Raw genomic sequence first — 24,814 nt, 5'->3', positions numbered from 1 at the left:
CATGGCTGACGACGAAAGCGCTCTGCACGAGAAACCACTCGAATTCCTCACCAGCATCGCCAACACCGGTGGCGACTGTGACGGACAGGTCATTCTGCCCGACAACGGGCACTTCCGTGCATGGTGCACGTGCGGCAACTGGAGCGTCGAGGTCGACGACTCCCAAGAAGGCCTCAGGCTGGCACGCATCCACACCCGTCACACGCCGGACTGACAAGGGCTGGGACGGCGAACTCGTGACGCGGCCATGAGGGCGAGCGACCTGGGCACACCCCATATCGGGATGCATCCGCTGCACGGTATACACGCGCCGACGAAGGGCACACCGGCGCGGCAATTGGGTTCGGTGCGGCGAACGAGTTCTATTGACATAACCCGTGAACCGGGCTCGCTAGACCCTGTGCACCTATCTGGGCGGGCACGCGACCTCATGACCGCGCACGACGGTACCACCATCGAGCTCGGCGACGCCCGGATACGGGCGACCGTCGAGGCGGTCGCCCGCGTGGTCCAGTACATTGACCTCGAACCGCGCGTCGCGGGCATGCATCTGGCCGGCGCCCCGGCGATGAGTGGTTTCCGAGCCGCGGTCGACAAGACGGCCCCCGAACTAAGGCAGCGACGCGACTTGCGCTACACGTTGCTTGACGACGTCCCGGTCGCCACGCTGATCTCCGGGCATGCGTTGTCGGCATCCGGCGCACTGGGAGACGGCGCCACATCGGGCTATCTGCCCGTCGCCGACCGGTGCGCCGGCTTCGTGACCGGCGGTCTGCTGATGACGTCGTTCGAGGCCGGGGACCCCGCCGTCGTGACCGGACCGCCGGCGCCGGGCCTCGAAGACCCCAACGACCCGCTGGCTTGGCACGAGTTGACAGCGCTTCCCGTTCACGGGATGCGCCGTCGCCGCAGGCTGGACGTCCACCAGGACTCGGATAGTCGGGAAATGGTGATCGATGCGATGTTTCGCGACACTTATGTCCGGGCCGACGGTACGGAAACCATCATCCATGAGTACACGATCGAGGCAGCGGTGGATCTCGATACCGAGACCATCCTGCGCTCGGAGGCCGTACCCCGGGTACTCCCCTGGCAGGAATGTCCGGGCGCCGTCGCCAGCGCGACTCGCCTCGCCGGCATGAGGTTAAACGAGCTGCACACCCGTGTGCGTCACGAGCTCCATGGTACGACGACCTGCACGCACCTCAACGACCTACTGCGCAGCATCGCCGACGCCGAGGCACTGGTCTCGCTGCTCTCCGCCGGCTGAAATCTCCCGTCGGGTCAGCCTTTCGGGTGAGCCACGCCGATGGTCAACCCACCTTCAAGAGCCATCGCCATGCCCACGGCATAGCTTGCCGCTGGCGAACACAGCCACAGCACACCCTCGGCGACTTCATCCACTTCGGCCATGCGTCCCAACGGAATCGCGTGCGTGGCGGCGGCTTCAGCCGACGGGTCACCTTGGAACCACAACGCCATCAACGGTGTGTTCGTCGCACCCGGACACACAGCGTTGATGCGCAGGCCATTCGGGGCGTATTCCATTGCGGCCGTTCGGGTTAGCCCGATGACGGCATGCTTTGCCGCGACGTAGGCGGCGATGCCCGGCACGGCCTGTAAGCCCGCATCCGAGGAGATGTTCACAATGGCCCCACCACCAGCGGCATCCATGTGCGGGATCTCGTATTTCATGCAGTAAAAGACCGCACTGAGATCGAGATCCAGCACGCGATGCCAACCATCGAGCGGAATTTCCGCCGTCGGCCCGACGGGCCCAGTGATCCCAGCGTTATTGACCGCGAAATCCAGTCGCTGGTAGACGTCCACGGCCTCGTCGACCATTCGCTTCACTTGTTCGGGATCTGTGACGTCGCAGAGCGCAAAACGCGCTGTCCCACCCGCGCTCACGATATCGTCGACGATTCGCTGGCCCGCCTCGGCGTCGATGTCAGCCAACGTCACCGCCGCGCCGCGCGAAGCGAACATCCTGGCCACACCTTCACCGATGCCCGACGATGCGCCAGTCACCAAACCTGCTGTGCCGCTGTGCATGCCATGTTCAGCCATCTGAGAGCCTAGGACCTACTGGGCCGTCGAACTGCATCTGCACGGCTGTCCACGTTCGAAACATCGCACCGGGTACCCGTTCAGGCGTGAAGCCGTCCGCGAGGCGCAGCCGAGGAAGACGCCGATAAAGTGTCTTGAGTCCGATTGCGGTTTCGGCGCGCGCCAAGGGCGCGCCAATGCAGTAATGGATACCATGACCGAACGCGAAATGCGGAGGCAGTTCGCCCCAAGCGCGGTCAACTTTAAATGAGTCGGGGTCGTCGTAGCGGTCGGGGTCATGGTTAGCGGCAAGGTAATTCGCGAAGACCCGGTCCCCTGCCTTGAGGCTGACCCCGCCCAGCTCGGTGGATTGTGTTACACCGCGAAAATTCCCTCCGACGGGGCAGTCGAATCGTAAACCTTCCTCGATCGTGGACTCGACAAGTCCGTCGAGGTCAGCCAGTAGTTTGGCCTTCTCCCCGGGATTGGTTTCGATCAGCCAAACGGTGTTGGAGATGGCGATGGAGGTAGTCCCGTTGCCCGCGCCCAATAGAAGACGCACCATCGCGGCGGCCTCCAACCTGGTGAATCTCTTGCCATCGACTTCGGCGTACAGGATTGAGCTCAGCAGATCATCGGTCGGGACAGTCTCTCGGATACGGAACTGCTCGTAGACGTAGTCAATGAACTGCTGCATGACCTGGGTGGTTTCCTGGCTGGCTTGCTCCTCTGCCAGTAGCGCCTCGACGCGCTCGGTCAGATCCATGAACAGATCACGGTCCTGTACCGGGACGCCGAGGATCTCAGCGACGATCGTCGAGGGCAGAGGTCGGCCGAATTGGCGTCGAAGCTCAAAAGTGTTGCCTTGGGCCGCGATAGCGTCTACGAGGTCGTCGGCGACCGCCTGGATGTGGGTGACGCGTTCGTTCATTTGCGCCTTCGAGAACGCTTTGGCCACCAGTTGTCGATGGGTCCGATGGGCCGGGGGATCGGCGAACTCCAAAACGCGCTCGCCCACTGGCTCGGGACCACGCGGGAGCACACCCATCTCGTTGGAGAAGATGTCGTGACGGCGCAACAGTTGCCGGATGAGGTGTGGCTCACTGACTTGGTGGTAAACGAATCCGCCGACGTCGACGCGTTCCACCGGGCAATGCAGGCGATCCTTCGCCAAAGCCTCCCACGGTTCTGCGGACATATCGGTCATGACATTGAAATGCACCATCACCGTCCCTTTAATCAGTCGGCTGACTGATTAAAGGCTAAGTTGCACGTCACACCCACGTCAAGTGGCGTTTCGCATCACAGGGGTTACGGCCGGCGAATCAACGTCCCATCCACCAGGTGCGCCGCTGCTTTCATGGCTGCGCTGAACCGGTCTGCCGACGTGCTCGCGGCCAAGTCGGTGAGACCGAGCATGATCGCGAACAGCATGTCGGTGATCGCGGCGGAGTCCAGATCGTCGCGGAACTGGCCAGCACGCTGACCGATGGCAACCAGATCGGCGACCAGCCGATGTTGTGCATCATTAGCACGATCGTGCAGAGCACGAAGGTTTGGGTCCACTTCCCCGGCCACACCGATGGCGGCAACGAAAGACGCCAGATGCGGGTAAGTTTTCATTACTTCGACTCCGGCTTCTAGCCACGCAATGTATGCCTCGGAAAATGAAGTCTTCACGGTCGCCGCCACGCGAAACTGCGTGATCACCGGTTCTGCCAGCTCAGTGAAGGTGGCGGTGACGAGTTCAGCCTTGCTCGGGAAGTAGTAGAAGACAGTCCCGCCGGTGAGACCGGCCTCGCGCGCGATCTCACGCAATGTGGCTCGGGCATAGCCGCGTTCGGCAACATGCTTCATCGCCGTCACCATGATCCGGCGCCGGGTCTCCGCTCCGTCAGATCCCCGTGGGCGGCCGGGCCCAGTCGCTGCCCCTCGTGTTGTCTTGCGAGCCCGCGCCATACAGTGATCCTGCACCAGCGTTTCAACGTCAGCGAGCCTGCCACGCCGATTTCCGCGACGACGACAGGCGCGCCGAGACCACCGTCGGAAGGCCCCCACGGCGGGCTCCACGGGACGAGGACCGCTGCGTAGAAACACTCCCGCCGCGGTCAGCCGACGGCTATCCCAACGTCGACTGTCGATTGGGAACCGTGCCCAGCTATGCCCGGGTGCTGTTCGTCGGCCGTGTCGAGCGTCCCGAAAGCAGCTACGTGAATCTATAGACAGAGGCACCCTGAGATCATTCGTACTAGTTGCGAAACTGCGACCGCAATCGACAGCTACGCAAGTCGTCTCAGGGGGAAAGACCCGACGTCTTGCAGCTGCGGTCAGGCACCTTGCGCGGCCTGGTAGTCGGCGAGGGCCGCGCTGAGGTCGCTTATCGGCGCCCGCGCAGTGTACCCGCCATCGACGGCCATTAAGGATCCGGTGATCCATGCCGATGCGTCGGAGACAAGGAATGCCGCGGCCGCCGCGATGTCGTCGCCGACGCCTAGGCGCGGGATCGAGTTCACTCCCAACAATTCTGGCCCGGCTACGGGGTGGTTGGCCAGGAATTGAACGATGTCGCTCACCGGGACGTTCCCGACGATGATGGCGTTGGATCGAACGGATTGGCTGCCGAAGTCCACGGCAACGCTACGGGTCAGGGCGTTCATCGCGCCCTTGGTCATGGCGTAGGTGGCTAGGCCGGCAACACCGGTCACCCCTGCCGCAGATGAGATGTTGACGATCGATCCGCCGCCGGTCTTGACCATCGCATTGATGGCGTGCTTGCAACAATGAAACAGGCCCCAAATGCCAACGCGGATCATGGATTCGAAATTCTCGGCCGTTTGATAGGCGATGGGCACGTCGCCACCTGCCGCAGCAACGTCGGTGGGCGCGGCATTGTTGACGATCGCATCGAGGCGTCCGAACCGTGAGACGGTCTCCTCGACCGCGGACTGGACTTGGACTTCCACGCCGATGTCGATGCGTATGAAGATTCCTGTGCCGCCGGCGGCGGTGATGTCTTTGGTGACTTGCTCGCCGCGCTCCACGTTGCGCCCGGTGACCACTACGGTCGCACCTTCGCGCCCGAAGTAGCGGCAAATGTCTGCGCCGATGCCGTTGGTGCCGCCGAAAACAATGGTGACTTTGCCCTCGATGCTGATCTGGCTCATCGTGTCCTCACTTGGTGTCTACGGCGGCAGGTTGGGCGACAGTGAAGGCGTCGCCGCCGTAGAAGGGCGCTAGATCGACGAGGGTATGGATGCCCGGCGCCGCATTGACCACCTGGGGAATGGCATGGACGGCGTGCATCGCGGTGGCTAAGCACGCCTGATCGGTGTGGTCTTCCCCGTGGATCCCGATGTTCACGCTGACCGACATCGACGGTTCTCCCTCCACAACGATCGACCAGCCGTCGCCGCGGGGCCACGATGAGCCGAGGTCCTCGCGCATACGGGTGCAGTGCTCTTGCACGATGACCGCTCTACCCTCGTGAAGGACCCGGGTGCCGAAGCGCATCGCGGCCACTGTGCCTTTGCGAATGTGTCCCGACGCAACGTCGAAGTCTTCGGGAGCCAATTCAATGTCACGGAAATGCACGAGTTCGTAGTCCTTGAGCCCGAGTGTGTCGGCAAGCAAAACGGACGACGGCTTATAGGCGGTGCCCACAACCTCGAGGTCGGTGAACAATGGCGTCGGATCGTCGGGCTCGTAGCCGAATCCCAGGAAGTCGAACATCATTTCGTGGCTCGGGTACTCGTTGTACATGAGGGTTTCCCTCGCAACCAACTTATCGACACGACCCCAGAGCCGAGACAGGCTCAGCGGCAGCATTTCGCTCATGTAGCCAGGTGCGATGCCGAGCCCGTGGAATGTCACGCCGCCTGCCTGACATGCACCCTCTATTGCGGCGCCGAGTTGTTCGTCCATGGCCTTAGGGTGTAGGAACGGCGTCGAGGTGGCGATGACGTTCTTGCCCGATTCCAACAGTTGACACACGTCGCCCGCGGCCTCCGGAAATCCACGTTCGGCAAATGCCATGTAGAGTACGCAATCTGCCTCGGCAGCCATGATCTCGCTGCGATCGGTCGTTGCCAGGACTCCGAGAGGCCTTGTCCCGCAGACTTCGCCGATGTCTCTGCCGGCTTTTTCTTTGCTATAGACAAAGGCACCCGTTAGTTGGTAGGCGGGACGGTTAGCTATTGCCCGGACGGCGTGACTGCCGGTGTTGCCGGTGGCCCACTGGATGATCTTCATTGACCCTCAATCTTCGATCGGCGGTGCGACGCACATCACACTAACTGCGCGTCGCAACGCTAGTCAACCATTGATCCATTATCTCGCTACGAGGCTCCTGGGACACGTTGAGTCGCAGCCGAATCGACTCTCTGACGGCTCCGTGCCGTGGCTCGTTTTCAGTGGGATGTCGCTCAGCCGTCAACAGCGGTGCGCACATACCATCGATAGCGGTGCAGCACAACATAATTGAGCAGCGATAACCGAGAAGGCGGAGCGCAGTTCCGGTGGCAGCTGCTTGCGCTCAATCAGCGGCTAAACAGCTTCAGCGGGCGCTCGACTAACTCGAAGATCACACCGTCCGGCGACCGCAGAAACGCAATCTTCAAGCCGTCGATCTTGGTTCCCGGTAGCGGGCACCACACCGGATCACCCATCCGCTCAACCGAATCCGGCATCTCAGCTAGTGCTTTCTCGACATCCTCCACCCGCAGGGCGCAACGATAGAGACCCTGGCGGTTGCCTCCCCATGGCACCGGCGTCTGCGCGGTGTGGGGATGCTGCACGAGCACCACGGTGAACTGGTGTGCGTCCTCGGGAAGGGCGAATCGCGCCACGACGCACGCCAGAGGTTCCGCCGACCCATACGGCGCGAGCTGCTCGGAGGCCACCTCCCTGCGCGCCGGCGCCTCGACCTCGACGAAACCAATAGCGCCGAAGAACTCCCGGGTAGCTAGCGCGTCGATCGCCATGATGCGGATCCCGGAGAACAGCGTCCCCTCCGACGCCTTGACATCGACTGGGCGCTGGGCGATCTCAACGATCGCACCGTCGGGATCCACGGCCAGCACCGACTTGGTACCGGATATCAGCCCGTCGACAGGGTCGCCGACTGCGAAGCCGTCAGCTCGCAATCCGCCGACGGCAGCCTCCAAGTCCATTACCCACATCAGCATCGACCGGATGCCCGGGCGCACCGGATCGGCACTGTGGTCTCGCACAAGTGCGGGTGAATCGAACTCGATTGCCTCGAGGGCACAGCCGGCTCGTGGCCCCCTCGTATCGTAGAGAAACGAGGTGGTGCAGTACGCCTCGCCGTCCATCCCCAGAATGGTCCCGTCAGTCGCCACCGTGGGATCCGTACGCATCCGAGGCGACAGTCCCAGCCGGCCGGCATACAGCCGCTCTGCCGCGTCGAGTGAATCGCAGTTGAGGTTGACGTGCAGGAACCGCCGAGCCAGATTGTCCGATCCCACTACAACACCACCGACTTGACTTCGCAGTTGATGATCCCCTCCTCGCCGCAGCCCAGTTCAGCGACCAGCGCGGCCGTGTGCTTCCCTCGCCCGCGGGCACACTTCTGCGACAGCGGCGTCTCGTCGAGCCGAACTGGCTTGCCTGCGGACGCGTACTGCCTCCCGTTCAGTCCCCGCTGCGGATCACGGGTCAACCGGTGCTCGAGCTTAATGACGTCGGCCCCCCGGACGGTGAGCAGCGTGCCGGTCTCCGGGACGAGGGTCCATGCCACGAGTTCGCACACGTGAACCCTATTGAGCAAGTCGGTCATGAAATCGGGTAGCCGAGGACAGTTGATGCGGATACTGGCGAAGCGATCATTGGCACTTCCTCTTACTGGACTCGCGACGTGCGCCAGTGTACCTGTTATAGATAACTGTTTAGCTAATTCGGCGCAACGACCGGGACGGCGATCGGAGAAGGGATATTAGAGTGTCCCCCGGCTATGCGTCGCAAGTCGCGCAGTACCGCCGTGACTTCCGACAGTACTTGCGACCACCGGGTGGTCAACGGGCAGAAGACCTTTATTAGCAACGGTCTTGCCGACACCGCCGAATTGTTCTTCTACAGCGTCCGGGTGCCCAAGGACAACCTCGTCGGCGAGTTGAACCGCGGCTTTCACCACCTCGTCTCGAATCTCCCGAACGAGCGGGTCGGTGTGGCGTGCTACGCGCTTCCCGCCGCGCGACGTGCGCTCGAGTTGACCAAGGCGTATGCGCTCGAACGCACGGCGTTCGGGCAGCCGATCGGCAAGTTCCAGGTCAACCGGCACTTCCTCGCCGAGATGCAGATCAAGCTCAACGCGGCGCAGACCTATCTCGACCAATGTGTGCTGTCTGTCAACGAGGGCACCCTCGCCGACGCCGACGCGGCCGGCATGAAGTGGTGGACCTCGGAAGTGCAGTGGGAGATCCTCGACCGGTGCCTGCAGCTTCATGGCGGGTACGGCTACATCAACGAGTACGAGGTGGCGCGGCTGTGGCGCGACTCGCGGGTGCAGCGACTGTATGCGGGCACCACCGAGATCATGAAGGATCTGATGGGCCGGGCCATGGCGTACTAGACACTTAGAGATGAGTTCGCTCGCTCTGCGGACCCGGATGACCGGGTTGCCGACTTACATCAGTTAACCTACCAAATAGTTAATTCTTTCAATACCGGCGGAGGTTGATATGGAGGTCACCAGTCTTCGGGAGCCGAAGATGGCCGATCGGGTGGCCACCGTGCTGCGGCGCATGTTCATTCGCGGTGAGATTTCCGAAGGCACCATGCTGCCGCCCGAATCGGAATTGATGGAGCGGTTCGGTGTGTCCCGGCCAACGCTCCGCGAAGCATTCCGGGTGCTGGAGTCCGAGTCGCTGATCGTAGTGCAGCGCGGCGTGCACGGTGGCGCCCGGGTCACCCGACCGCGACGCGAGACGCTTGCCCGTTATGCCGGACTGATTCTCGAGTACGAAGGCGTGACGCTCAAAGATGTCTACGACGCGCGAATTGCGCTCGAGACGCCGATCGTCGTTCAGCTGGCCAACGAGCGCAGCGCCAAAGTGATCGCGGAATTGGAACAGATCGTCGAAGCCGAGAAGCAGTTGAAACCGGGCAGCGATGCCGTGGTCCAACTGACGGACTTCCACGCCGCGATCGCACGGCTGTCGGGCAACAAGACCTTGCAGATCGTCAGCGATATGCTGCACCACATCGTCGAGAAGGCGAATCGCTCGCTGCAGCCCACCGAAGGTGCTCGCGCAGAGCAGGCGGTCCGCCGGTCCGCGAAGACACACCGCATGGTGCTGGACCTGATCAAGGCGGGCGACGCCGAGAAGGCCGGCGAGCTGTGGAAAAAGCACCTGCAGAAGGCGGAGGAATTCGTGCTGTCGGGTTCCGAATTGTCCACCGTCGTCGATCTTCTCGAATGACAGATGTCAGCCGGGACGCCGGCCACGACATCGAGACCCCGATCCATCTGTTTCGGCGGTTCGGGATCGAGGTATTGATCGCGGACCAGGAGTCCGCGGTCGTGGAGATGTCGATGCCGCTCGCGGGCATGCGCAACCCCTTCACCGATTTGCCGACCGTCGGCCCCCTCGGCGTGCTCGTCGATGCGGTCAGCGGATTATCCAACCACTTCCGGTGTCGCGACGCCGAATGGACGGTGTCCACCGAATTGGCCATCGAGCTGAGCCCCGAAGGAAGCGAGCGGGCGACCGCGATCGGCGCTTCCCCCGTCGTCGCATCCGGTCGCCTCCTAGGTCCTCGCGGCAGCGGGTCAGCGCTTTCGGTGTGCACCCTGACCTGCGACGGCGTCGTCATCGGCGCGGGCACCGTGCGGTCGTACTACGTCACGCCCGACACCCTCGACCTGAACGAGCCCCCCCGAGACGGTGTCCAAGAGTCACAACACCTCCCTGGCGGAGCTGATGGCCGTGGAGCCCATGCCACCTGCCGACGCTGTGCGCGTCCTGCGCCAGCACATAGACCTGTTCCTCAACAACGCCGTTGGTGTCATCAACGGCGGAGTCGCTTCGGCGGGACTCGAATTGGCCGCGTCCGCGACGGTGAACACGGGTGGCGCGCCGATGCGAACCGCGTCGGTCCGGGTGAACTTTCTGCGCCCGTTCTACGGCGGCGACCGATCCCGCTACGAAGCGGCGCCGCTGCGCATCGGACGCGGCACTGCCGTCGCCGACGCGCGTGCGATCGGGGAGGACGGCAAGCCCGCGGTGACGGCGCGCGTCACCGCCTACCGCTAGTTAGCGGCTACTTCTTGGATCGAGCACGGAACGCGGCAACGCGCTCCTTGAACTCCGGCGTCGAGAAGGACGTCAGTTCCTCGGCGAGCGCATACTCCAGGACACCTTGAGCAGCCCGGGCAAGGTGCATGTTCAGCGCCACCTTCGACGACCGCAGAGCCTGCGGCGGCAGTGCGGCGAACCGCTCGCCGAGTGCTAACGCCTCCTCGAGCACCGCGTCGTCGGGGACGACCTTAGTGACCAGATTCAGCTTCTCCGCGACCGGCGCGGTGATCCGATCGCCAAGCAACACATACTCCTTGGCTTTCATCATGCCGATCAGCAAGGGCAGCATGGCGGCGCCGCCGTCCCCGGCAGTGAGCCCAACGGCAACGTGCGGGTCGGCCAAGTAGCTGTTCTCCCCCATCACCAGCAGGTCGGACAACAGGGCGATCGAACAACCCAGCCCGACCGCCGGTCCGTTGACCGCGGAAACCAGGGGCTTCGGGAAGTTGATCACCTCGAGGAAGACGGTGCGGGCCTCGTGGATCTGAAACGCGCGCGCCACCTCGTCCTCGATGAGGCGGCCGAACATCACCATGTCCCCACCCGCCGAGAACGCCTTGCCGACACCGGTGGTCACCACCGCCTTGACGTCGCCATCGGCGTCGAGCACCTTCCAGATGGTGGCGAATGCGTGGTGCACCTCCTCGGTGACGGCGTTAAGCGCTTCTGGTCGGTTGATGCTCACGACGTGGACGTTGCCGCGCTTCTCCACCAACAGCCATGGGGCGAACTGTTCGTAGCCGGCGAGGGTAGCGATCGCGGAAGTCGTCATGTGATGTCCTGTCAGTTCTTCTTGTTGGAAAGGATCGTCACCGCAGACACCGCGGTTGGACCACCGATGTTGTGCGCCAACGCGACTCGCGCCCCGTCGACTTGATTCTCCGCCTGGCCACGCAGCTGGTTGAATAGCTCATAGCACTGCGCCACCCCCGTGGCACCCGGCGGATGCCCTTTGGCCTTCAGGCCGCCGCTCGGGTTGATAGGTAGCGGCCCGCCGACATAGTGCTCCCGGTGCTCGACGAGTTTGTACGCCTCGAACCGTTCGGCAAATCCTAGGTCCTCGTAGCTGATCAGCTCAACCCCGGTGAAACAGTCGTGAACCTCGGCAACATCGATGTCGCGAGGTGTCAAGCCCGCCATCTTCATCGCCGACTTGGCCGCGCGCACTGTCGGCGGGAAGGTCGTCATGTCCGTTTTGTGTTGATGCATCACCCGGTCCATCCCCAGCCCCACACCACGTACCCACACAGGGCTGTCGGTGTACCGGTCGACCACGTCCTCGGCCGCCAGTATCACCGCGGCGGCGCCGTCGCTCTGCGGCGTGCAGTCGTATAACCCGAAGGGTTCGACCACGATGGGAGCGGCCAGCGCCCGTTCCACGGTGATCTCGTACCGCAACTGCGCCTTTGGATTCTTCAGCGCGTGGAAGTGGTTCTTCACCGCGACCATCGCCATGTGCTCCTTGGTAGCGGGAGACTCGTGCAGGTATCGGATGACGTGCAGGGCGAAGTTCGCCGGAGCGACCAGCCCCAGCGGGTAGTCCCAGGCATTGTCGCGGGTCATCGCAGCCCAGTCCCAGAAGGTGGTGGTGGACGACGTTTCCCGTACCTTGTCGGCGCCCACTACCAAGACGACATCGTAAAGGCCGGACGCGATCGCCATGGTTCCGTTGCGGATCGCGTCATTGCCTGTGGCACAGGCGTTCTCGACGCGGGTAACAGGTATGTCGGTGAGGTCTAGAGTATCGGCGAGGATGCCCGCCGGGAAGCCATCGGTGGTGGAGAGTTCGCCGAACCACGCGGCTTCGATCTCGGACTTCTGGATCCCTTTGTCGACACGCGCAACGGCCTCGGCGTAGGCCATCGGCACCAGGTCCTTGATCCCGAGCTCGAAATGCTCGCCGAACGGTGTCATGCCCGCGCCGACGATCGCGACATTTCTCATGCCTGGACTCCTTCTTTGACGCGGCCCGGCCAGAACGCGTACCCGTAGTCGGGTACACCTGCGCGGGTTGCGATCTTGCGCAGAACCACCGATCCGGCCTGCCCAATGGTGGCTTCGCCCGCCGGCACCCCGGTAACCTTCATCAGGACCCGTACCGGACTGTTGTCCAGCTGCACTACCGCCAGCGAGTAGGGGCTGGGCAAGTCAGGCACCGAAATCCGGATGGTCGTGTGGGTGTAGACCGTGCCCGTGCGCGGCAACGCTTCGAGCTGGTAATCGGTGGCTAGCGCGCCGGAGTTGTCGACTCGAACTCTCGGGGGGAACTGCGGAGCCGGGTCGATACCGGGCCGCTCGTCGAAAACGGCTGCCTCCCAACGAATTTTCGGCTCAAACGCCCGGGCGTAGGCTGGCATTGAGATCGGAATGCCGACGCCGTCTGCGATTTTGGTCGCGGGCAGCTCGCGTGCGGGCACTTCGTCACGATTGATTTTCGGAGGCGAGTCGGTGTCCTGCAGCGCCGCGACGCTCATCGTCGACTGTTCTGCGGCGAGCACCAGACCGCACGCTTCACGCTCGATCGCATCTGCTATTACCCGCACCACCCCCGCGGCCGAGACTCGCGGCTCCTCCGCGGCGCCCGAGGTGTCGACCGCACCGCCGAGTTGAGCGGCGGGAACACCAGCCACGGCGACCGCCGCGGGTGTTCCGGTAAGGCTGAGTTTGTCGAAGGTGGCGCGTATTCCGACCTCGCGCTGCAGCCGTGAGTCCGGGTAGGCGTGGCGGACGCCGTCGTCGCCTCGCGCCACCAGAGGCAGGCTGCGAGTCTGTCGTCCGACCGGAGTGAGGTGCGACTCGCCGTCGCCGGTCAACACCGCAGCAGCACCCACCGCCGCGGCGTTGTCATCGGCCGCGATCACCAGCGTGCCGGGCGACGCCGTCACAATCTGGTCCAACACCGCGGGCGCACCGCCGAGTACCTCCGCGATGGGCGTATCGGCCGGTAGCGACAGCGCGGCCAGCAGGACGGCTCCGTTCCCGCCTTCGAGCAGTGGAAAGTCGCGGGATACCAGGACTACTCGCCGAGCAGACGCAACGGTGTCGGCGGCCCTGCCGGCCGCCACGGCCATTGTCACCGCGTCCTCGTCGGGTCCCTTCACTCGGCGCGACCCCTTGCACCACGGCGGGAGATAGCAGCCGATCGAAACGACGTGGGTCATCTAGCCTCGCTTCATCTATGGCGCCCCGGAGAAGAAACGCCCGCTTTAATAAGCTATATAGTTATAGCATTCTAGGCAACGTGCCTGCCTGTGGGAGGAGCAACGCGTGAGAATAACGGGTCCCCGCACGCTGAAGGACCGCGTCGTGCTGGTGACCGGCGCCAGCCGCGGCATCGGGCGTGAGATCGCGATCCGGGCCGCCACCGATGGCGCCGCGCTGGCACTGCTCGCCAAGACGGCGTCTCCTAACCCCAAACTGCCCGGCACCATTGGTGACACAGCCGACGCAGTTCGCGAGGCGGGCGGTCGCGCCCTGCCAGTGGTCTGCGACGTACGCGACGGCGACGCCACCGCCTCTGCCGTGGCGGAAGTGGCCGATGTGTTCGGTGGCATCGACGTCGTAATCAATAACGCGGGTGCGCTGGATCTGCGTGCGACCCCGACGCTGCCGCCCGGGAACTTTCGCCGGCTGCTGGAGGTCAACGTCGAGGGACCGTTCGCAGTCGTGCAGGCCGCGCTGCCTCACCTGCGTCAGTCCGACAACGCACACATCGTGAACATCTCTCCGCCGTTGAATTTGGATCCGCGCTGGGTCGGGGCCCACGTCGGCCACACCGTGGGCAAGTATGCCGAGAGCCTGTTGACGCTCGGGTGGGCTGCGGAGTTCGCGTCGATCCCGATCGCAGTGAACTCGCTGTGGCCAGCCGCCACCGTGGGGAGCACCGGGATGGTCGTCGCGATGGGCGACGCTATCCGCGCGCACGCACGTGACCCGCGCATCGTGGCCGACGCGGCGCACGCGTTGATCACCCGGTCTACCGACTGCAGCGGCCACTTCTACACCGACGAGCAGGTGCTCGCCGAAGAGGGAGTGGACGACCTGTCCGCATATCTGTTGGCCGCCACGGAGGACGACCTCGTCCCGAACTTCTATCTGCCCTCGACCCCGCTTCCGACCACCTAGGTGATCGATGAGTCAATTCGACGCGCTGCGCGCCGACGAACCCGAGCTCGCTAAGCTGCGCGCATCGGTACGGGAGTTCCTCGAGGCTGACCGGGCCGAACACGGCTGGGTGCCCGCCGTCGACTCCTGGCTCGGACAATGGGACGAAGGATTCAGTGCGCGCCTCGGCGCGGCCGGTCTTGTCGGGCTGATCATCCCCGAGAAGTACGGCGGACGGGGGTTGACCCACCTCCATCGCTATGTGGTGACCGAGGAGTTGCTGGCGGCCGGTGCTCCGATCGCCGCACACTGGGTCGCCGACCGGCAGGTGGCCCCGGGCCTGTTGGCCTATGGCAGCGAAGAGCAGCGAGAGCGGCTGCTGCCACGCATTGGCGCCGGAACTTTCTACTCCTCCATCGGGATGAGCGAACACGGCGCAGGCTCCGACCTCGCTGCCGTGCAGACCAAGGCGACCAAGACCGACAGCGGCTGGCTGCTCACTGGGACCAAGGTATGGACAAGTGGGGCGCACCACGCCCATCAGGTTGTGGTGCTCGCCAGGACAAGCCTGCCGGACCCACAACAACGGCACGACGGCTTGAGTCAGTTCCTGGTTCCCTGCGACGCCGAGGGCGTGCGAATCGAGCCGGTCCTGTTGATGAACGGCGACCATCATTTCAACGAAGTCGGATTCGAGGAGGTCTTCGTACCGGACAGCGACGTACTGGGCGAGGTCGGCCAAGGATGGCACCAAGTGACCGCGGAACTCTCCTTCGAACGCGGCGGACCGGAACGGATTTTGTCGACCGCACCGCTGATCATGGCGGCGGTCCGAGTGCTGAACAGCTCTGGCGAAACAGATGACACGACCGCCGGCATCGTCGGCGACCTTGTGGGACGGCTGATCTCGTTGCGACAGCTGTCAGTTTGGGTGGCACGCACGCTCAATGAGAACAAGGACGCAGCCAACCAGGCAGCGCTGGTCAAGGATCTCGGCACCCGGTTCGAGCAGCAGTCGATCGACCTGGTCACCGACGTGCTCGACCGCATACCGATGACACCGCAACTGGTGGCGCTAATGGCCACAGCGACATTTCACAAACCGTTGTTCACTTTGCGCGGTGGCACCAATGAGGTGTTGCGCGGTGTCGTCGCCCGCGGAATGGGGTTGCGATGATGGCGTTTTCGAGCGGTGCGTTCGCCGGCGACACCGCCGATGACGAGCATGCCGAGCTGCGGCAGTTGGTCGACGACATCGGCCGGCGATCCTTCGATGCCCGGATTGGTCAGCGCAGGATTCCCGAACAATTCGACGCGCAATTGTGGCGCAACCTCGAGGAGACCGGGCTGGCGCGGTTGACGAGCACCGCGGATTTGGGCGCGGGGCCTGGCGAGCTTGCCATTGCGCTCTGGGGTATCGCCCGGCACGCGGGCGCTGTCCCGTTGGCCGAAACCGACGCTCTGGCAGGCTGGCTCGGCAACCTGGCAGGCATCGAACTGCCGGAAGGACCACTCACAGTCGCGATCGCTGACGCGACCGCGACTCGGGGGCGCATCCGCGGAACGGCGACTGGCGTTCCATGGACGCGCGCGTGCTCGGCAGTGCTGCTTCTCGCACGAGGCCACGAGGAGGCGCGCGTGGGTGTCGTCGACATCAATCCCGCCGAGCTGGCGGAAAGCCACAATCTGGCCGGGGAGCCACGCGATCGACTGACCTTCGACGTGGCCGCCGACGAGCTGGCCGTCGTCGAACCGGCCGTCGCCGACGAGTTGGCGGTGCGCGGCGCATGGTGTCGCTGCGTACAGGTCATCGGGGCACTGGATGCCGCCGCAGCGATGTCGGTGGCCCACACGCGGGAACGAACCCAGTTCGGCCGGTCGCTGAGCAAGTTCCAGTCCGTTCAGCATGCCCTTGCCGCGATAGCCGGCGACGTCGAACGTGCCCGAGCCGCCACCATGCTGGCCGTCGCGGCTGCCACCGATTATGGGTTCAATTGTGGCGAAACCGAATACGCGGTTGCCGTCGCGCGGGTGGCTGCCGGACGAGCCGTCAGACCGGTCACGACCATCGCCCACCAACTTCATGGCGCGATCGGCGTGACCGCTGAACATCCGTTGTCGTCGGTGACACTGCGCGCGCAGAGTTGGAGCAATGACTACGGCACGACCCCCGGCTATGCGCGCCGGCTCGGCCGGATGGCCCTAAATGCCGCCGATCCGTGGGACCTGGTGATCGGCAATTTGTGACCGCGGTGCAGTCAACATCAAAAGGAGAGCTAGTGACAGTCGAGAAATTCAACGGTGCGTCCGCGATCGTCAGCGGAGGCGCGGGCGGCCTCGGTGAGGCCACGGTGCGGCGATTGCACGCCGAAGGCCTCGGTGTGGTCATTGCCGACCTGGCCGCCGACAAGGGCAAGGCGCTCGCAGACGAGTTGGGCAGCCGCGCGAGCTTCGTTACTACCGATGTGACGAGCGAAGACTCGATCGGGGAAGCGATCGAACGGGCCCACCAACTGGGCCACCTGCGTTATGCCGTCGTGGCCCACGGAGGATTCGGCGTCGCCCAACGCATCGTGCAACGCGACAACAGCCCGGCTGATTTCGCCGCCTTCACCAAGACCATCGACCTCTATCTCAACGGCACCTACAACGTCGCTCGGCTGGTCGCCGCCGCCATCGCAGCCGCGCCGACTCTGCCCGACGGCGAGCGGGGCGCATTGGTACTCACGGCATCCATCGCCGGTTACGAAGGCCAGATCGGTCAAAGCGCTTACGCCGCGGCCAAAGCCGGTGTGATCGGATTGACGATCGCCGCCGCACGCGACCTCAGCTCCCTCGGCATCCGAGTCAACACGATCGCCCCCGGGACGATGAAGACGCCGATCATGGAGTCGGTCGGAGAAGAAGCGATCGCGAAGTTCGCCGCCAATATTCCATTCCCTAAGCGCCTCGGCGCGCCGGACGAGTTCGCAGACGCTGCGACCTTCTTGCTGACCAACGGATACGTCAATGGTGAAGTAATGCGCCTCGACGGCGCACAACGCTTCACCCCGCGGTGAGCTAAGGCGCGTGTCGCGAAGCCGCCGTCCATAACCTGCGCCGACTAAATTAGCGAAATAGTTGGATGATTTGAGATCGTGGGCGTAAAATCCTCCTCAGAGCGCAGTCATCTCGCCGCGCTTCTGACTATGGAAGCCACAATGATGGGAGCACTTGATGGCTTTGCTGGACGGCCGGGTTGTATTTATCACCGGAGCCGCGCGCGGTCAGGGACGGTCACACGCCGTCATGTGCGCGGAGGAAGGCGCGAACATCGTAGGTGTGGACATCTGCCACGACATTGACGCGGTCCCATACAAGCTGGGCAGTCTCGAGGATCTCGAAGAAACCGCCCGCCTTGTTGAGAAGACTGGGCAGCAGATGGTTTTCCAGCAGGCCGATGTGCGGGAGAAGGCGGCGCTGCAGGCGGCCTTTGACAAGGGTGTGAAAGAGTTCGGCCACATCGACACCGCCATCGCCAATGCTGGGGTCATCCTCACGAATCTCGACGAGGTGGACGCGTCCGAAACGCTGCGGTTGGGTATCGACATCATGCAGATCGGCGTCTGGAACACCTTCCAAGTCGCCATCCCCCACATGAAGGAGCGTGGCACAGGGGGCAACCTGGTGGCGACCAGCTCCATGGCGGCGCTGTTGGACCTGACCGATGGCCGCGGCGGATCCGATGCGTACAACATGGCCAAGCTGGCGATCACGGGCTTGGTGCGTTCATACGCGAACCTGCTTGCCCCAGACCGTATCCGGGTCAACGCTGTGGCACCTACGAACTGCGCCACACCGATGGTGACCGAGAACCCGGCGCTGTTCAAAGTCATCGAAAAGACTCCAAATCTAGCCAACGTGATGCAGACCGCGTTGCCCGACTTCCCCATGATCGAACCGAAGGACGTCAGCAACGCGATACTGTTCCTGATCTCGGATTTGGGACGTTCCTTCACCGGAAGCGTGCTGAAGGTCGATGCCGGCATGGATGTGCGCCGCTGAAGGCAACAGAAGACCCGGTCGATCATCGGTGGCGTGCCAGAACTCGAATGGGCCCTATTGCCTATGTCGACCGATCTGTGGGTGGGGTGAAAGACTGCCCGGGACGCCGGACCCGTCGTGTTCATGAACGGTTGGTACTACCAGACGCGTCGCGTGGATGTCTTTGGTGCGCTACGGGATCCGGGCGTGTTCTCGTCGAAAAGGCATTCGACTCCCTTGGCAGCTGGCTACTCGCGTCGCTACCCCTCCAGTACAAGTGAGCCCCATCGGCCACTACAGCCGTCCTCTGCGTGGAACGCCAGAATGGCCTGCTTGGGCACGAATCGGTACTCCGACAACTTGCCGCGGAAAGCACGGGTCTCGTCGAGAGCCTCTGCCGCCTCCTCAACGCGGCGCGCGCAATTGGTGTGAGGGTGGTCCATGCCACCTACGGAGGCACACTGGGCTGCGCATACCATGGCACCGCACGGATATGGCGGACGCTGGGGCCAGCCATCGCGGGGAGGGCTCCCAGATCTCCTGAAACTCAGGTACTGCCCAAGCTTTCGCATCGACCGACCTGGTGCTGCCCCGCCACCATGGCTTGTTCCCGACCATCGATTCCGAGCTGCTGCCGATCCTCAGGGCCTCGGTGTGCGGACGATCGTTCTGACCGGTGTCTCGTTGAACCTCGCGCTGCCGATCTCGGCCGGCCACATTACGCAGGCCGGCTTCGAACTCATTGTCCCGCGCGACGCCGTCGCGGGTACCCCTGTCGACTATGGAAATCAGGGTGCTGGACAACACCATTGCCGTTCTTGGCCGGTTAACCACCGTCGATGACCTCATCGCAGAATGGTTAGACGACAACAGATGGGGGGTAAATCCACTGAATCTGTGTGTGCCGCTCGTAGCAAATCGACGTCGCTGGCGACCGTGCTTTGCCCGTGGCGCCCGCCCCAGCGGCAGCGGCCTGCCGTCCGACAGCTCCGCGGAAGGGGCTGCCAGCACGTGTTGTCGTCACCGCAACTGGTTGGCTGAAGCACCGCGGAAGTTGATCAGCGCCCCCTCGGGGCGCAACAATCGATCGAGAGCCATTTTCACCTGTTCCTACGCCGCGACGAACGCGACCTATAGGGTCGGCATTGCCGTAACGACGTACGAACGGTCCGCGACGCGCAGCTCCACGACGACCGGGGAATTTGGCCGCGCGAACCACAGAACGACGCGGGCGATCCCGGCCAGGACTTGCGTGGACCAGTCGCGGTGAACTTCCGACGCGAGACCCCGCATCATCCCAACCTCCCCTGACTTGGCCCGTACCCAGGCTGGCAGTCGGCCCTTAAAATTGACCCAGATCTTATGATATATACATATAACTGTTTACTGCCAGTTGGGGTGAGAAATCGTAGCGATGTAGCGGATCGACTAGACGATGGAGTGGACATGGGACCCAGGCGGGGTTTGTTAGCGGTTCTGCGGGCGTTCTGCGTCGCCGCGCTATTGGCTGGTCTGGGCGGTGTGACCGTGCCGAGCGGGCTCACCGGACAAGCCAGGGCAGCCGGATATGAAAACCTGATGGTTCCGTCGGCAGCAATGGGCCGCGATATTCCGGTGGCCTTCCTGGGGGGCGGGCCGCACGCGGTTTATCTGTTGGACGCTTTTGATGCCGCCCCGGATGTCAGCAATTGGGTCACCGCGGGCAATGCGATGAACACGCTGGCCGGCAAGGGCATCTCGGTAGTCGCCCCGGCCGGGGGCGCATATAGCATGTACACCAATTGGGAGCAGGACGGCAGCAAGCAGTGGGATACTTTCCTGTCCAGCGAGCTGCCTGACTGGCTGGCCGCCAACGAGGGCCTGGCTCCCGGTGGCCACGCAGTCGTCGGAGCCGCTCAGGGTGGCTACGCTGCGATGGCGCTGGCCGCCTTCCATCCCGACCGCTTCCGTTACGCCGGTTCCATGTCGGGCTTTCTGTACCCGTCGGAAACCGCGTTCGCTGGCGCGATCCTCGCAGGCTTGCAGCAGTTCGGCGGCATCAACGGCAATAGCATGTGGGGTCCCCCGCAGCTGGGTCGGTGGAAGTGGCATGACCCTCAGGTCCATGCCGCACTGCTAGCCCAGAACGACACGCGCGTGTGGGTCTTCAGCCCGACGACGCCCACGGCCAGCGACCCGGCATCCATGCTGGGAGCTGGCGACCAGGCTCAGGGTGTCAACCGAACGTTCTACCAGCAGTACCGCAACGTCAGCGGACGCAACGGCCACTTTGACTTCCCAACCGACGGCGACCATGGCTGGGGCTCATGGGGCCCGCAGCTGGGTGCCATGTCGGGCGATATCGCCGGAACCATTCGCTGATTGGGCGAGTGCGGGTGCACCCCCGTCCATCATGCCGCAGGCATATTCTCAGCAGCGCTCGCTACTTATGGCTGATGCGATGGCAACCGCCCGGAAGCAGTCATCAGACCCGGCGTGGGCTAGGGCGTCACTGTGGGATCGGCGACATCGACGCGGGCCGACGCCACCGGCGAGGCTTCTGACCAAAGCGGAGTTTAAGCTTACATCAATGTATTTCAGCTGGTTACCCGTAGTAGGTCACTAAACTGGCCCTCTTGGACTAACCCATCCGCCGCTTTGGCCGCATATTGGCCGCATGGCTTGCGGGCAATTCGACCATGGACCCCCAGACGACGACCAGACCAGTCCATGGTCTGCTGCTGCGCCGATCGCCGACAGCTCGGCTACCGCGTGTTCGTGCGACGCCAGCAATAGCCGAGCTGTCCAATCGTTCGCCCTGCGCGACTGCGGACGCCACTGCGCACATCTTTTACGGCAGACCGCCCGTCGCCCGTAGTGGGTTGAGACGCCCGGGTCATCGGACCGTTGAAGTATTTGGGCCAAGGCGTTTTCGCTGTCGTGCCAGTGCACCTACTGGTGGGCCAGTCGCAGGATCATGTCGGCCAGCGCGCTGATCGCCTCGTCCCTTTCGACGGCGACGGCCTGGATCTGCTCGGCGTGCCAGGCACGGTCCATCATCCCGAGCACTGCGATACCGACGACCTCGGGCGAGTGGTCACCCGGCCCGACGATCGCCTGCCCTAGCTTGAAGGCAGATCGTGTGACCGTGCGGTTGCGCGAGCGCCGGAACGCCTCCCGGTCGGGCGACGAATGCCACGCGCCAAACACAAATGCTCCATGGCGGTCCATGAACGCGAAGTACTCGCCGACCCAACCGCGCAGATCTTCTGCAGTGAATGGCCGCGGCAACCTGTCCAACCGAGTCAACACCGCCATCACGTCGCGGTAGGCGCTCTCGCCCAGGACGGCGAAGATCTCTTCTTTGTCCTTGAAGTACGTGTAGAAGCCAGCGCGCGAAATTCCGCATGCCTCGGTGATCGCGTTGATGGGCGTGCCGGCGAAGCCGCGCTGTAGGAACAACTGTCGGCTCGCCTCAAGGATCAGCGCCCGCGTCCGCTCCCCACGGCCGGCCTCCTCCGCCGCACCGGCGCGGCCGTTCCCCTGCGTCACCGTCATGCCCACCAGCATATATGACATAAGTGTCAAGTACCAATCATCGAGTTGAAACCATCAATAGTGAAATCCACGCTAGTGACTTGACACAATCGTCAAGTTGATCAAAGCTCGACACTGAAAGCCGATCCGAAAGAGACAGCGATGAAACCGATCACCGACGCGCCGATATTCGATGCCGACCAGCACATGTATGAAACGCCCGGTGCGCTGACGAAATACCTGCCAGACCGGTTCGCCAAAGCCGTGCAGTTCGTCCAGATGGGTCGGCGGACTCGCATCGCGATACTGGGCAAGATCACCGAGTACATCCCCAACCCAACCTTCGACCGGGTCGCTGCACCGGGCTCGCACGAGAAGTTCTATTCGGGTCACAATCCCGAAGGACTGACGTTGCGCGAGATGCAGGGCGCGGCGATCGACGCGCCGCCCGCGAGCCGAAATCCCGAGGACCGGATCAGGGAGCTGGACCGCCAAGAGGTCCGCGAGACGCTCGTCTATCCGACGCTGGCCAATCTCGTGGAACACTCGGCGGCCGAGGATCCCGAACTGACTATGGCGATGATCCACGCGCTCAACCAGTGGATGCTCGAACACTGGCAGTTCACCTACGCCAACCGGCTATTCATGACGCCGGTGATCAATTGCGCCGAGGTCGACGGCGCGCGTCGGGAGCTCGACTACATCCTCGACAACGGCGCCAAGGTGGCGTTGATCAAACCCTCCCCGGTTAAGGGGTTTCGCGGGTGGCGCTCTCCCGCACTGCCCGAGTTCGACCCGTTCTGGCGCGACGTCGAAGCCGCGAGCTTGCCGATCGTCCTGCACGCGAGCCAGCCGCCGCTCGACGGCTACATCAATCAGTGGGAACCGCCCGACACAAACAGCTTCATGGAGATGAGCGCATTCCGATGGGTTGCGCTGGGGCACAGGGAGATCGCCGACATGATCACCAGTCTGATATGCCACGGCACACTGACCCGGTTCCCACGACTGCGCATCGCCAGCGTGGAGAACGGCAGTTCATGGATCAAGCCCCTCTTCCACGATCTCGACGACATCTACACCAAGATGCCGCAGAACTTCGCAGAGCATCCTCTTGACGTGTTCCGCCGCAACATCTGGGTCAGCCCCTTCTGGGAGGGTTCGGTGGCCGAGGTGGTCGAGACGGTGGGCTGGGACAAGGTGCTGTTCGGCTCCGACTACCCGCATCCCGAGGGCCTGGCAACTCCCAAACGGTTCTACGAATACGCCGAAGGCATGGACGAACGACGCACCTACGACTTCATGGGCGACAACGCCCGCCGCTTCATGGGGCTGCCGATTGCGAATCCCAACCCGGACGCCATGAGACCACCGCAGCTGGCCTCCGCCTGAGAACTTCGAAGCGACGCAAGGAGAACGCCGATGCCGTTGCAGCCGTGGATGCAGCTGATCTCGGTCGACGACCATCTGATCGAGCACCCGACTGTGTGGAGCGACCGGCTCCCCCGCAAATACCTCGAAGCGGGTCCGAAGATCATCGATTTCGAACGCCCCGACACCGGGGCATTGACCCAGGTATGGCAGTACGAGGGCCGCATCTATCCCTACATCGGCCTGAACGCGGTGGCCGGCAAGAAGCCCCAAGACTACGGCGTCGAGCCGGTGCGCTACGACGACATGATCCCGGGCTGCTATGACCCCAAGGCGCGCGTGGCTGACATGGATATCGACGGCGTGCAGGCGATGACTTGTTTCCCGTCCTTCCCACGGTTCGCCGGTGCGGTATTCGCCGAAGGGGAGGACAAGGAGCTCGCCCGCCTATGCTCACGGGCGTGGAATGATTTTCATCTCGACGAGTGGGCAGCCACTGCGCCGAACCGGTTCATCCCCGTTGCGATGCTGCCCTTTTGGGATATCGACGCAAGCGTCGCGGAGATCCACCGAGTCGCCGAGAAGGGCGCCAAGACGGTGACGTTCCCCGACCTGCCGGACAGGCTGGGACTGCCGTCGGTGCATTCCGACCACTGGGATCCGGTTCTGTCGGCCGTTGAAGAGACCGGGATGGTGCTGGCGCAGCACTTCGGGTCCGGCGGCTTTCCCCCACCGATCGCGCCGGACGCGCCGTTCGCCGTGTTCATCACCCTGATGGGGACGATGTCGATGACGGCGATGACCGACTGGCTGTTCTCGAACACGCTCTACCGTCATCCGAGGCTCAAGATCGGTCTGTCCGAAGGCGGAATAGGTTGGATTCCATACATTTTGGAACGCTGCGACAGCGTGTGGCGCAAGCACCGCTTCTACAACAACATCAACCAGGAGCATCCGCCGAGCGAACTGTTCAAGAAGCACATCCACGGCTGCTTCATCGAAGACGACTTCGGGGTTGATGTACGTGACTTCATCGGCGTCGACCGCATCACGTGGGAGTGCGATTACCCGCATTCGGACTCGTATTGGCCGCAGAGCCGTGAACGCGCCGCCGAGACCCTCAGGGACGTGCCCGACGACGAGGCACACCGGATGGTGGAATTGAACGCGCGCGAGTTCTACAACTTCCCACGGGCGGCTTGATGGACCCGCCGGAGGTGGAGGACTGGGCCGACCAGGATCTGCTGACCAAAGACGAGGCGCGGGACCGGCTCGACGACGCGATCGTCCGCGCCCAAAACCGGCTTGCAGCATTGCAATTTCCCGCCGATGAGGCCGAGATTCGCTCGGTCACACGGCGGCTGGCCGCCATGGAGTCGGTTCGCGGTGAATACGACGCCTATCTGCACAACCAGGACTGATTCTTAAGCAAGGAG

General features: G+C 63.5%; 24 protein-coding genes and 2 pseudogenes. 15 read left to right on the top strand and 11 right to left on the bottom strand.

Annotation, left to right across the window (positions count from 1 at the left end; translation table 11 throughout):
* Position 1: 1 nt before the first annotated feature.
* Both AC5Y5E_RS17865 and AC5Y5E_RS17860 read left to right on the top strand, forming a co-directional pair.
* Positions 2–214, top strand: a complete 213-nt coding sequence (locus AC5Y5E_RS17865; RefSeq protein ID WP_083173186.1) for a hypothetical protein — start codon at positions 2–4, stop codon at positions 212–214.
* Positions 215–247: 33 nt separating this feature from the next.
* A complete protein-coding gene (locus tag AC5Y5E_RS17860; protein WP_499904079.1) occupies positions 248–1,270 on the top strand; it encodes a DUF2889 domain-containing protein in 1,023 nt (340 codons plus the stop codon).
* 14 nt (positions 1,271–1,284) lie between these two features.
* On the opposite strand, the gene AC5Y5E_RS17855 is transcribed toward AC5Y5E_RS17860, so the two are convergent.
* From AC5Y5E_RS17855 to AC5Y5E_RS17825, 7 genes are all read right to left on the bottom strand, one after another.
* Positions 1,285–2,070 carry an SDR family NAD(P)-dependent oxidoreductase gene (locus AC5Y5E_RS17855; RefSeq protein ID WP_197747111.1) on the bottom strand — a complete coding sequence of 262 codons (786 nt, stop codon included), beginning with the start codon at positions 2,068–2,070 and terminating at the stop codon, positions 1,285–1,287.
* Entirely contained in the window at positions 2,063–3,274 is a 1,212-nt protein-coding gene (locus AC5Y5E_RS17850; protein ID WP_499904078.1) for a cytochrome P450, read from the bottom strand. Before AC5Y5E_RS17850 ends, AC5Y5E_RS17855 begins: the two co-directional genes overlap by 8 nt.
* Positions 3,275–3,360: 86 nt before the next feature.
* On the bottom strand, positions 3,361–3,918 hold the full coding sequence (locus tag AC5Y5E_RS17845; RefSeq protein WP_499904077.1) for a TetR/AcrR family transcriptional regulator: 558 nt from the start codon (positions 3,916–3,918) through the stop codon (positions 3,361–3,363).
* Positions 3,919–4,376: 458 nt separating this feature from the next.
* Complete coding sequence (locus AC5Y5E_RS17840; RefSeq protein WP_499904076.1) at positions 4,377–5,213, bottom strand: SDR family NAD(P)-dependent oxidoreductase; 837 nt, start codon at positions 5,211–5,213, stop codon at positions 4,377–4,379.
* A gap of 7 nt (positions 5,214–5,220) precedes the next feature.
* Positions 5,221–6,297, bottom strand: a complete 1,077-nt coding sequence (locus AC5Y5E_RS17835) for an NAD(P)H-dependent amine dehydrogenase family protein (protein ID WP_083173182.1) — start codon at positions 6,295–6,297, stop codon at positions 5,221–5,223.
* Positions 6,298–6,584: 287 nt separating this feature from the next.
* Positions 6,585–7,532, bottom strand: a complete 948-nt coding sequence (locus tag AC5Y5E_RS17830) for a VOC family protein (RefSeq protein ID WP_083173181.1) — start codon at positions 7,530–7,532, stop codon at positions 6,585–6,587.
* Positions 7,532–7,843 (bottom strand): hypothetical protein, encoded by a 312-nt coding sequence (locus AC5Y5E_RS17825; protein WP_083173180.1) that lies wholly within the window; start codon positions 7,841–7,843, stop codon positions 7,532–7,534. The genes AC5Y5E_RS17830 and AC5Y5E_RS17825 overlap by 1 nt, the downstream gene beginning before the upstream one ends.
* A gap of 129 nt (positions 7,844–7,972) precedes the next feature.
* On the opposite strand from AC5Y5E_RS17825, the pseudogene AC5Y5E_RS17820 reads away from it, so the two are divergent.
* The 3 genes and pseudogenes from AC5Y5E_RS17820 to AC5Y5E_RS17810 form a co-directional block, all read left to right on the top strand.
* Positions 7,973–8,635: pseudogene (locus AC5Y5E_RS17820) on the top strand (acyl-CoA dehydrogenase family protein); the annotation flags it as partial.
* Positions 8,636–8,744: 109 nt separating this feature from the next.
* Positions 8,745–9,485, top strand: coding sequence for a FadR/GntR family transcriptional regulator (locus AC5Y5E_RS17815; RefSeq protein ID WP_499904075.1), 741 nt, complete (start codon positions 8,745–8,747; stop codon positions 9,483–9,485).
* Positions 9,486–9,950: 465 nt separating this feature from the next.
* A complete protein-coding gene (locus AC5Y5E_RS17810; RefSeq protein WP_499904074.1) occupies positions 9,951–10,319 on the top strand; it encodes a PaaI family thioesterase in 369 nt (122 codons plus the stop codon).
* Positions 10,320–10,326: 7 nt separating this feature from the next.
* Here the strand turns inward: AC5Y5E_RS17810 and AC5Y5E_RS17805 are convergent, their stop codons facing one another.
* The 3 genes from AC5Y5E_RS17805 to AC5Y5E_RS17795 are packed head-to-tail and all read right to left on the bottom strand — an operon-like array spanning position 10,327 to position 13,525.
* Positions 10,327–11,136, bottom strand: a complete 810-nt coding sequence (locus AC5Y5E_RS17805) for an enoyl-CoA hydratase/isomerase family protein (protein WP_083173177.1) — start codon at positions 11,134–11,136, stop codon at positions 10,327–10,329.
* Positions 11,137–11,147: 11 nt separating this feature from the next.
* A complete protein-coding gene (locus AC5Y5E_RS17800) occupies positions 11,148–12,308 on the bottom strand; it encodes a thiolase C-terminal domain-containing protein (protein ID WP_083173176.1) in 1,161 nt (386 codons plus the stop codon).
* Positions 12,305–13,525, bottom strand: coding sequence for a Zn-ribbon domain-containing OB-fold protein (locus AC5Y5E_RS17795; protein WP_083173175.1), 1,221 nt, complete (start codon positions 13,523–13,525; stop codon positions 12,305–12,307). Before AC5Y5E_RS17795 ends, AC5Y5E_RS17800 begins: the two co-directional genes overlap by 4 nt.
* Before the next feature lie 112 nt (positions 13,526–13,637).
* Between AC5Y5E_RS17795 and AC5Y5E_RS17790 the strand changes: the two genes are divergently transcribed.
* The 7 genes and pseudogenes from AC5Y5E_RS17790 to AC5Y5E_RS17760 all read left to right on the top strand — a co-directional run bounded on the left by AC5Y5E_RS17790 (position 13,638) and on the right by AC5Y5E_RS17760 (position 20,852).
* Positions 13,638–14,489 carry an SDR family oxidoreductase gene (locus tag AC5Y5E_RS17790; RefSeq protein WP_499904270.1) on the top strand — a complete coding sequence of 284 codons (852 nt, stop codon included), beginning with the start codon at positions 13,638–13,640 and terminating at the stop codon, positions 14,487–14,489.
* A gap of 7 nt (positions 14,490–14,496) precedes the next feature.
* Positions 14,497–15,645, top strand: a complete 1,149-nt coding sequence (locus tag AC5Y5E_RS17785; RefSeq protein WP_499904073.1) for an acyl-CoA dehydrogenase family protein — start codon at positions 14,497–14,499, stop codon at positions 15,643–15,645.
* The gene (locus AC5Y5E_RS17780) at positions 15,642–16,715 is read left to right on the top strand and encodes an acyl-CoA dehydrogenase family protein (protein WP_083173173.1); all 1,074 of its coding nucleotides are present in this window, start codon (positions 15,642–15,644) and stop codon (positions 16,713–16,715) included. Before AC5Y5E_RS17785 ends, AC5Y5E_RS17780 begins: the two co-directional genes overlap by 4 nt.
* Positions 16,716–16,747: 32 nt before the next feature.
* On the top strand, positions 16,748–17,527 hold the full coding sequence (locus AC5Y5E_RS17775; RefSeq protein ID WP_426629021.1) for an SDR family oxidoreductase: 780 nt from the start codon (positions 16,748–16,750) through the stop codon (positions 17,525–17,527).
* Positions 17,528–17,684: 157 nt separating this feature from the next.
* A complete protein-coding gene (locus AC5Y5E_RS17770; protein WP_083173171.1) occupies positions 17,685–18,512 on the top strand; it encodes a mycofactocin-coupled SDR family oxidoreductase in 828 nt (275 codons plus the stop codon).
* A 63-nt stretch (positions 18,513–18,575) separates the two neighbouring features.
* Positions 18,576–18,713, top strand: a pseudogene (locus AC5Y5E_RS17765) (cytochrome P450); the annotation flags it as partial.
* 1,224 nt (positions 18,714–19,937) lie between these two features.
* A complete protein-coding gene (locus AC5Y5E_RS17760; protein ID WP_083173168.1) occupies positions 19,938–20,852 on the top strand; it encodes an esterase family protein in 915 nt (304 codons plus the stop codon).
* A gap of 570 nt (positions 20,853–21,422) precedes the next feature.
* On the opposite strand, the gene AC5Y5E_RS17755 is transcribed toward AC5Y5E_RS17760, so the two are convergent.
* Positions 21,423–22,028, bottom strand: coding sequence for a TetR/AcrR family transcriptional regulator (locus AC5Y5E_RS17755; RefSeq protein ID WP_083173207.1), 606 nt, complete (start codon positions 22,026–22,028; stop codon positions 21,423–21,425).
* Positions 22,029–22,169: 141 nt separating this feature from the next.
* On the opposite strand from AC5Y5E_RS17755, the gene AC5Y5E_RS17750 reads away from it, so the two are divergent.
* The 3 genes from AC5Y5E_RS17750 to AC5Y5E_RS17740 are packed head-to-tail and all read left to right on the top strand — an operon-like array spanning position 22,170 to position 24,799.
* The gene (locus AC5Y5E_RS17750; RefSeq protein ID WP_426628923.1) at positions 22,170–23,399 is read left to right on the top strand and encodes an amidohydrolase family protein; all 1,230 of its coding nucleotides are present in this window, start codon (positions 22,170–22,172) and stop codon (positions 23,397–23,399) included.
* A gap of 30 nt (positions 23,400–23,429) precedes the next feature.
* A complete protein-coding gene (locus AC5Y5E_RS17745) occupies positions 23,430–24,581 on the top strand; it encodes an amidohydrolase family protein (protein ID WP_499904072.1) in 1,152 nt (383 codons plus the stop codon).
* Positions 24,581–24,799: a hypothetical protein gene (locus AC5Y5E_RS17740; RefSeq protein WP_083173206.1), complete on the top strand. Its 219-nt coding sequence runs from the start codon at positions 24,581–24,583 to the stop codon at positions 24,797–24,799. Before AC5Y5E_RS17745 ends, AC5Y5E_RS17740 begins: the two co-directional genes overlap by 1 nt.
* Positions 24,800–24,814 lie beyond the last annotated feature (15 nt).

The organism is Mycobacterium sp. NGS54 (assembly GCF_059812465.1).
Note: the sequence above shows the minus strand (reverse complement) of the source record. Positions and strands in the feature narration are given on the sequence as shown.

What these genes read in the sequence shown, in the direction of transcription:
- AC5Y5E_RS17770 (WP_083173171.1), top strand. Translation starts at nt 17,685, where the DNA reads ATGGCTTTGCTGGACGGCCGGGTTGTATTTATCACCGGAGCCGCGCGC.
- AC5Y5E_RS17740 (WP_083173206.1), top strand. Translation starts at nt 24,581, where the DNA reads ATGGACCCGCCGGAGGTGGAGGACTGGGCCGACCAGGATCTGCTGACC.
- AC5Y5E_RS17800 (WP_083173176.1), bottom strand. Translation starts at nt 12,308, where the DNA reads ATGAGAAATGTCGCGATCGTCGGCGCGGGCATGACACCGTTCGGCGAG.
- AC5Y5E_RS17750 (WP_426628923.1), top strand. Translation starts at nt 22,170, where the DNA reads ATGAAACCGATCACCGACGCGCCGATATTCGATGCCGACCAGCACATG.
- AC5Y5E_RS17835 (WP_083173182.1), bottom strand. Translation starts at nt 6,297, where the DNA reads ATGAAGATCATCCAGTGGGCCACCGGCAACACCGGCAGTCACGCCGTC.
- AC5Y5E_RS17795 (WP_083173175.1), bottom strand. Translation starts at nt 13,525, where the DNA reads ATGACCCACGTCGTTTCGATCGGCTGCTATCTCCCGCCGTGGTGCAAG.
- AC5Y5E_RS17805 (WP_083173177.1), bottom strand. Translation starts at nt 11,136, where the DNA reads ATGACGACTTCCGCGATCGCTACCCTCGCCGGCTACGAACAGTTCGCC.
- AC5Y5E_RS17860 (WP_499904079.1), top strand. Translation starts at nt 248, where the DNA reads ATGAGGGCGAGCGACCTGGGCACACCCCATATCGGGATGCATCCGCTG.
- AC5Y5E_RS17850 (WP_499904078.1), bottom strand. Translation starts at nt 3,274, where the DNA reads ATGGTGCATTTCAATGTCATGACCGATATGTCCGCAGAACCGTGGGAG.
- AC5Y5E_RS17760 (WP_083173168.1), top strand. Translation starts at nt 19,938, where the DNA reads ATGGGACCCAGGCGGGGTTTGTTAGCGGTTCTGCGGGCGTTCTGCGTC.
- AC5Y5E_RS17845 (WP_499904077.1), bottom strand. Translation starts at nt 3,918, where the DNA reads ATGGTGACGGCGATGAAGCATGTTGCCGAACGCGGCTATGCCCGAGCC.
- AC5Y5E_RS17855 (WP_197747111.1), bottom strand. Translation starts at nt 2,070, where the DNA reads ATGGCTGAACATGGCATGCACAGCGGCACAGCAGGTTTGGTGACTGGC.
- AC5Y5E_RS17780 (WP_083173173.1), top strand. Translation starts at nt 15,642, where the DNA reads ATGATGGCGTTTTCGAGCGGTGCGTTCGCCGGCGACACCGCCGATGAC.
- AC5Y5E_RS17785 (WP_499904073.1), top strand. Translation starts at nt 14,497, where the DNA reads ATGAGTCAATTCGACGCGCTGCGCGCCGACGAACCCGAGCTCGCTAAG.
- AC5Y5E_RS17865 (WP_083173186.1), top strand. Translation starts at nt 2, where the DNA reads ATGGCTGACGACGAAAGCGCTCTGCACGAGAAACCACTCGAATTCCTC.
- AC5Y5E_RS17815 (WP_499904075.1), top strand. Translation starts at nt 8,745, where the DNA reads ATGGAGGTCACCAGTCTTCGGGAGCCGAAGATGGCCGATCGGGTGGCC.
- AC5Y5E_RS17745 (WP_499904072.1), top strand. Translation starts at nt 23,430, where the DNA reads ATGCCGTTGCAGCCGTGGATGCAGCTGATCTCGGTCGACGACCATCTG.
- AC5Y5E_RS17840 (WP_499904076.1), bottom strand. Translation starts at nt 5,213, where the DNA reads ATGAGCCAGATCAGCATCGAGGGCAAAGTCACCATTGTTTTCGGCGGC.
- AC5Y5E_RS17755 (WP_083173207.1), bottom strand. Translation starts at nt 22,028, where the DNA reads ATGACGGTGACGCAGGGGAACGGCCGCGCCGGTGCGGCGGAGGAGGCC.
- AC5Y5E_RS17825 (WP_083173180.1), bottom strand. Translation starts at nt 7,843, where the DNA reads ATGACCGACTTGCTCAATAGGGTTCACGTGTGCGAACTCGTGGCATGG.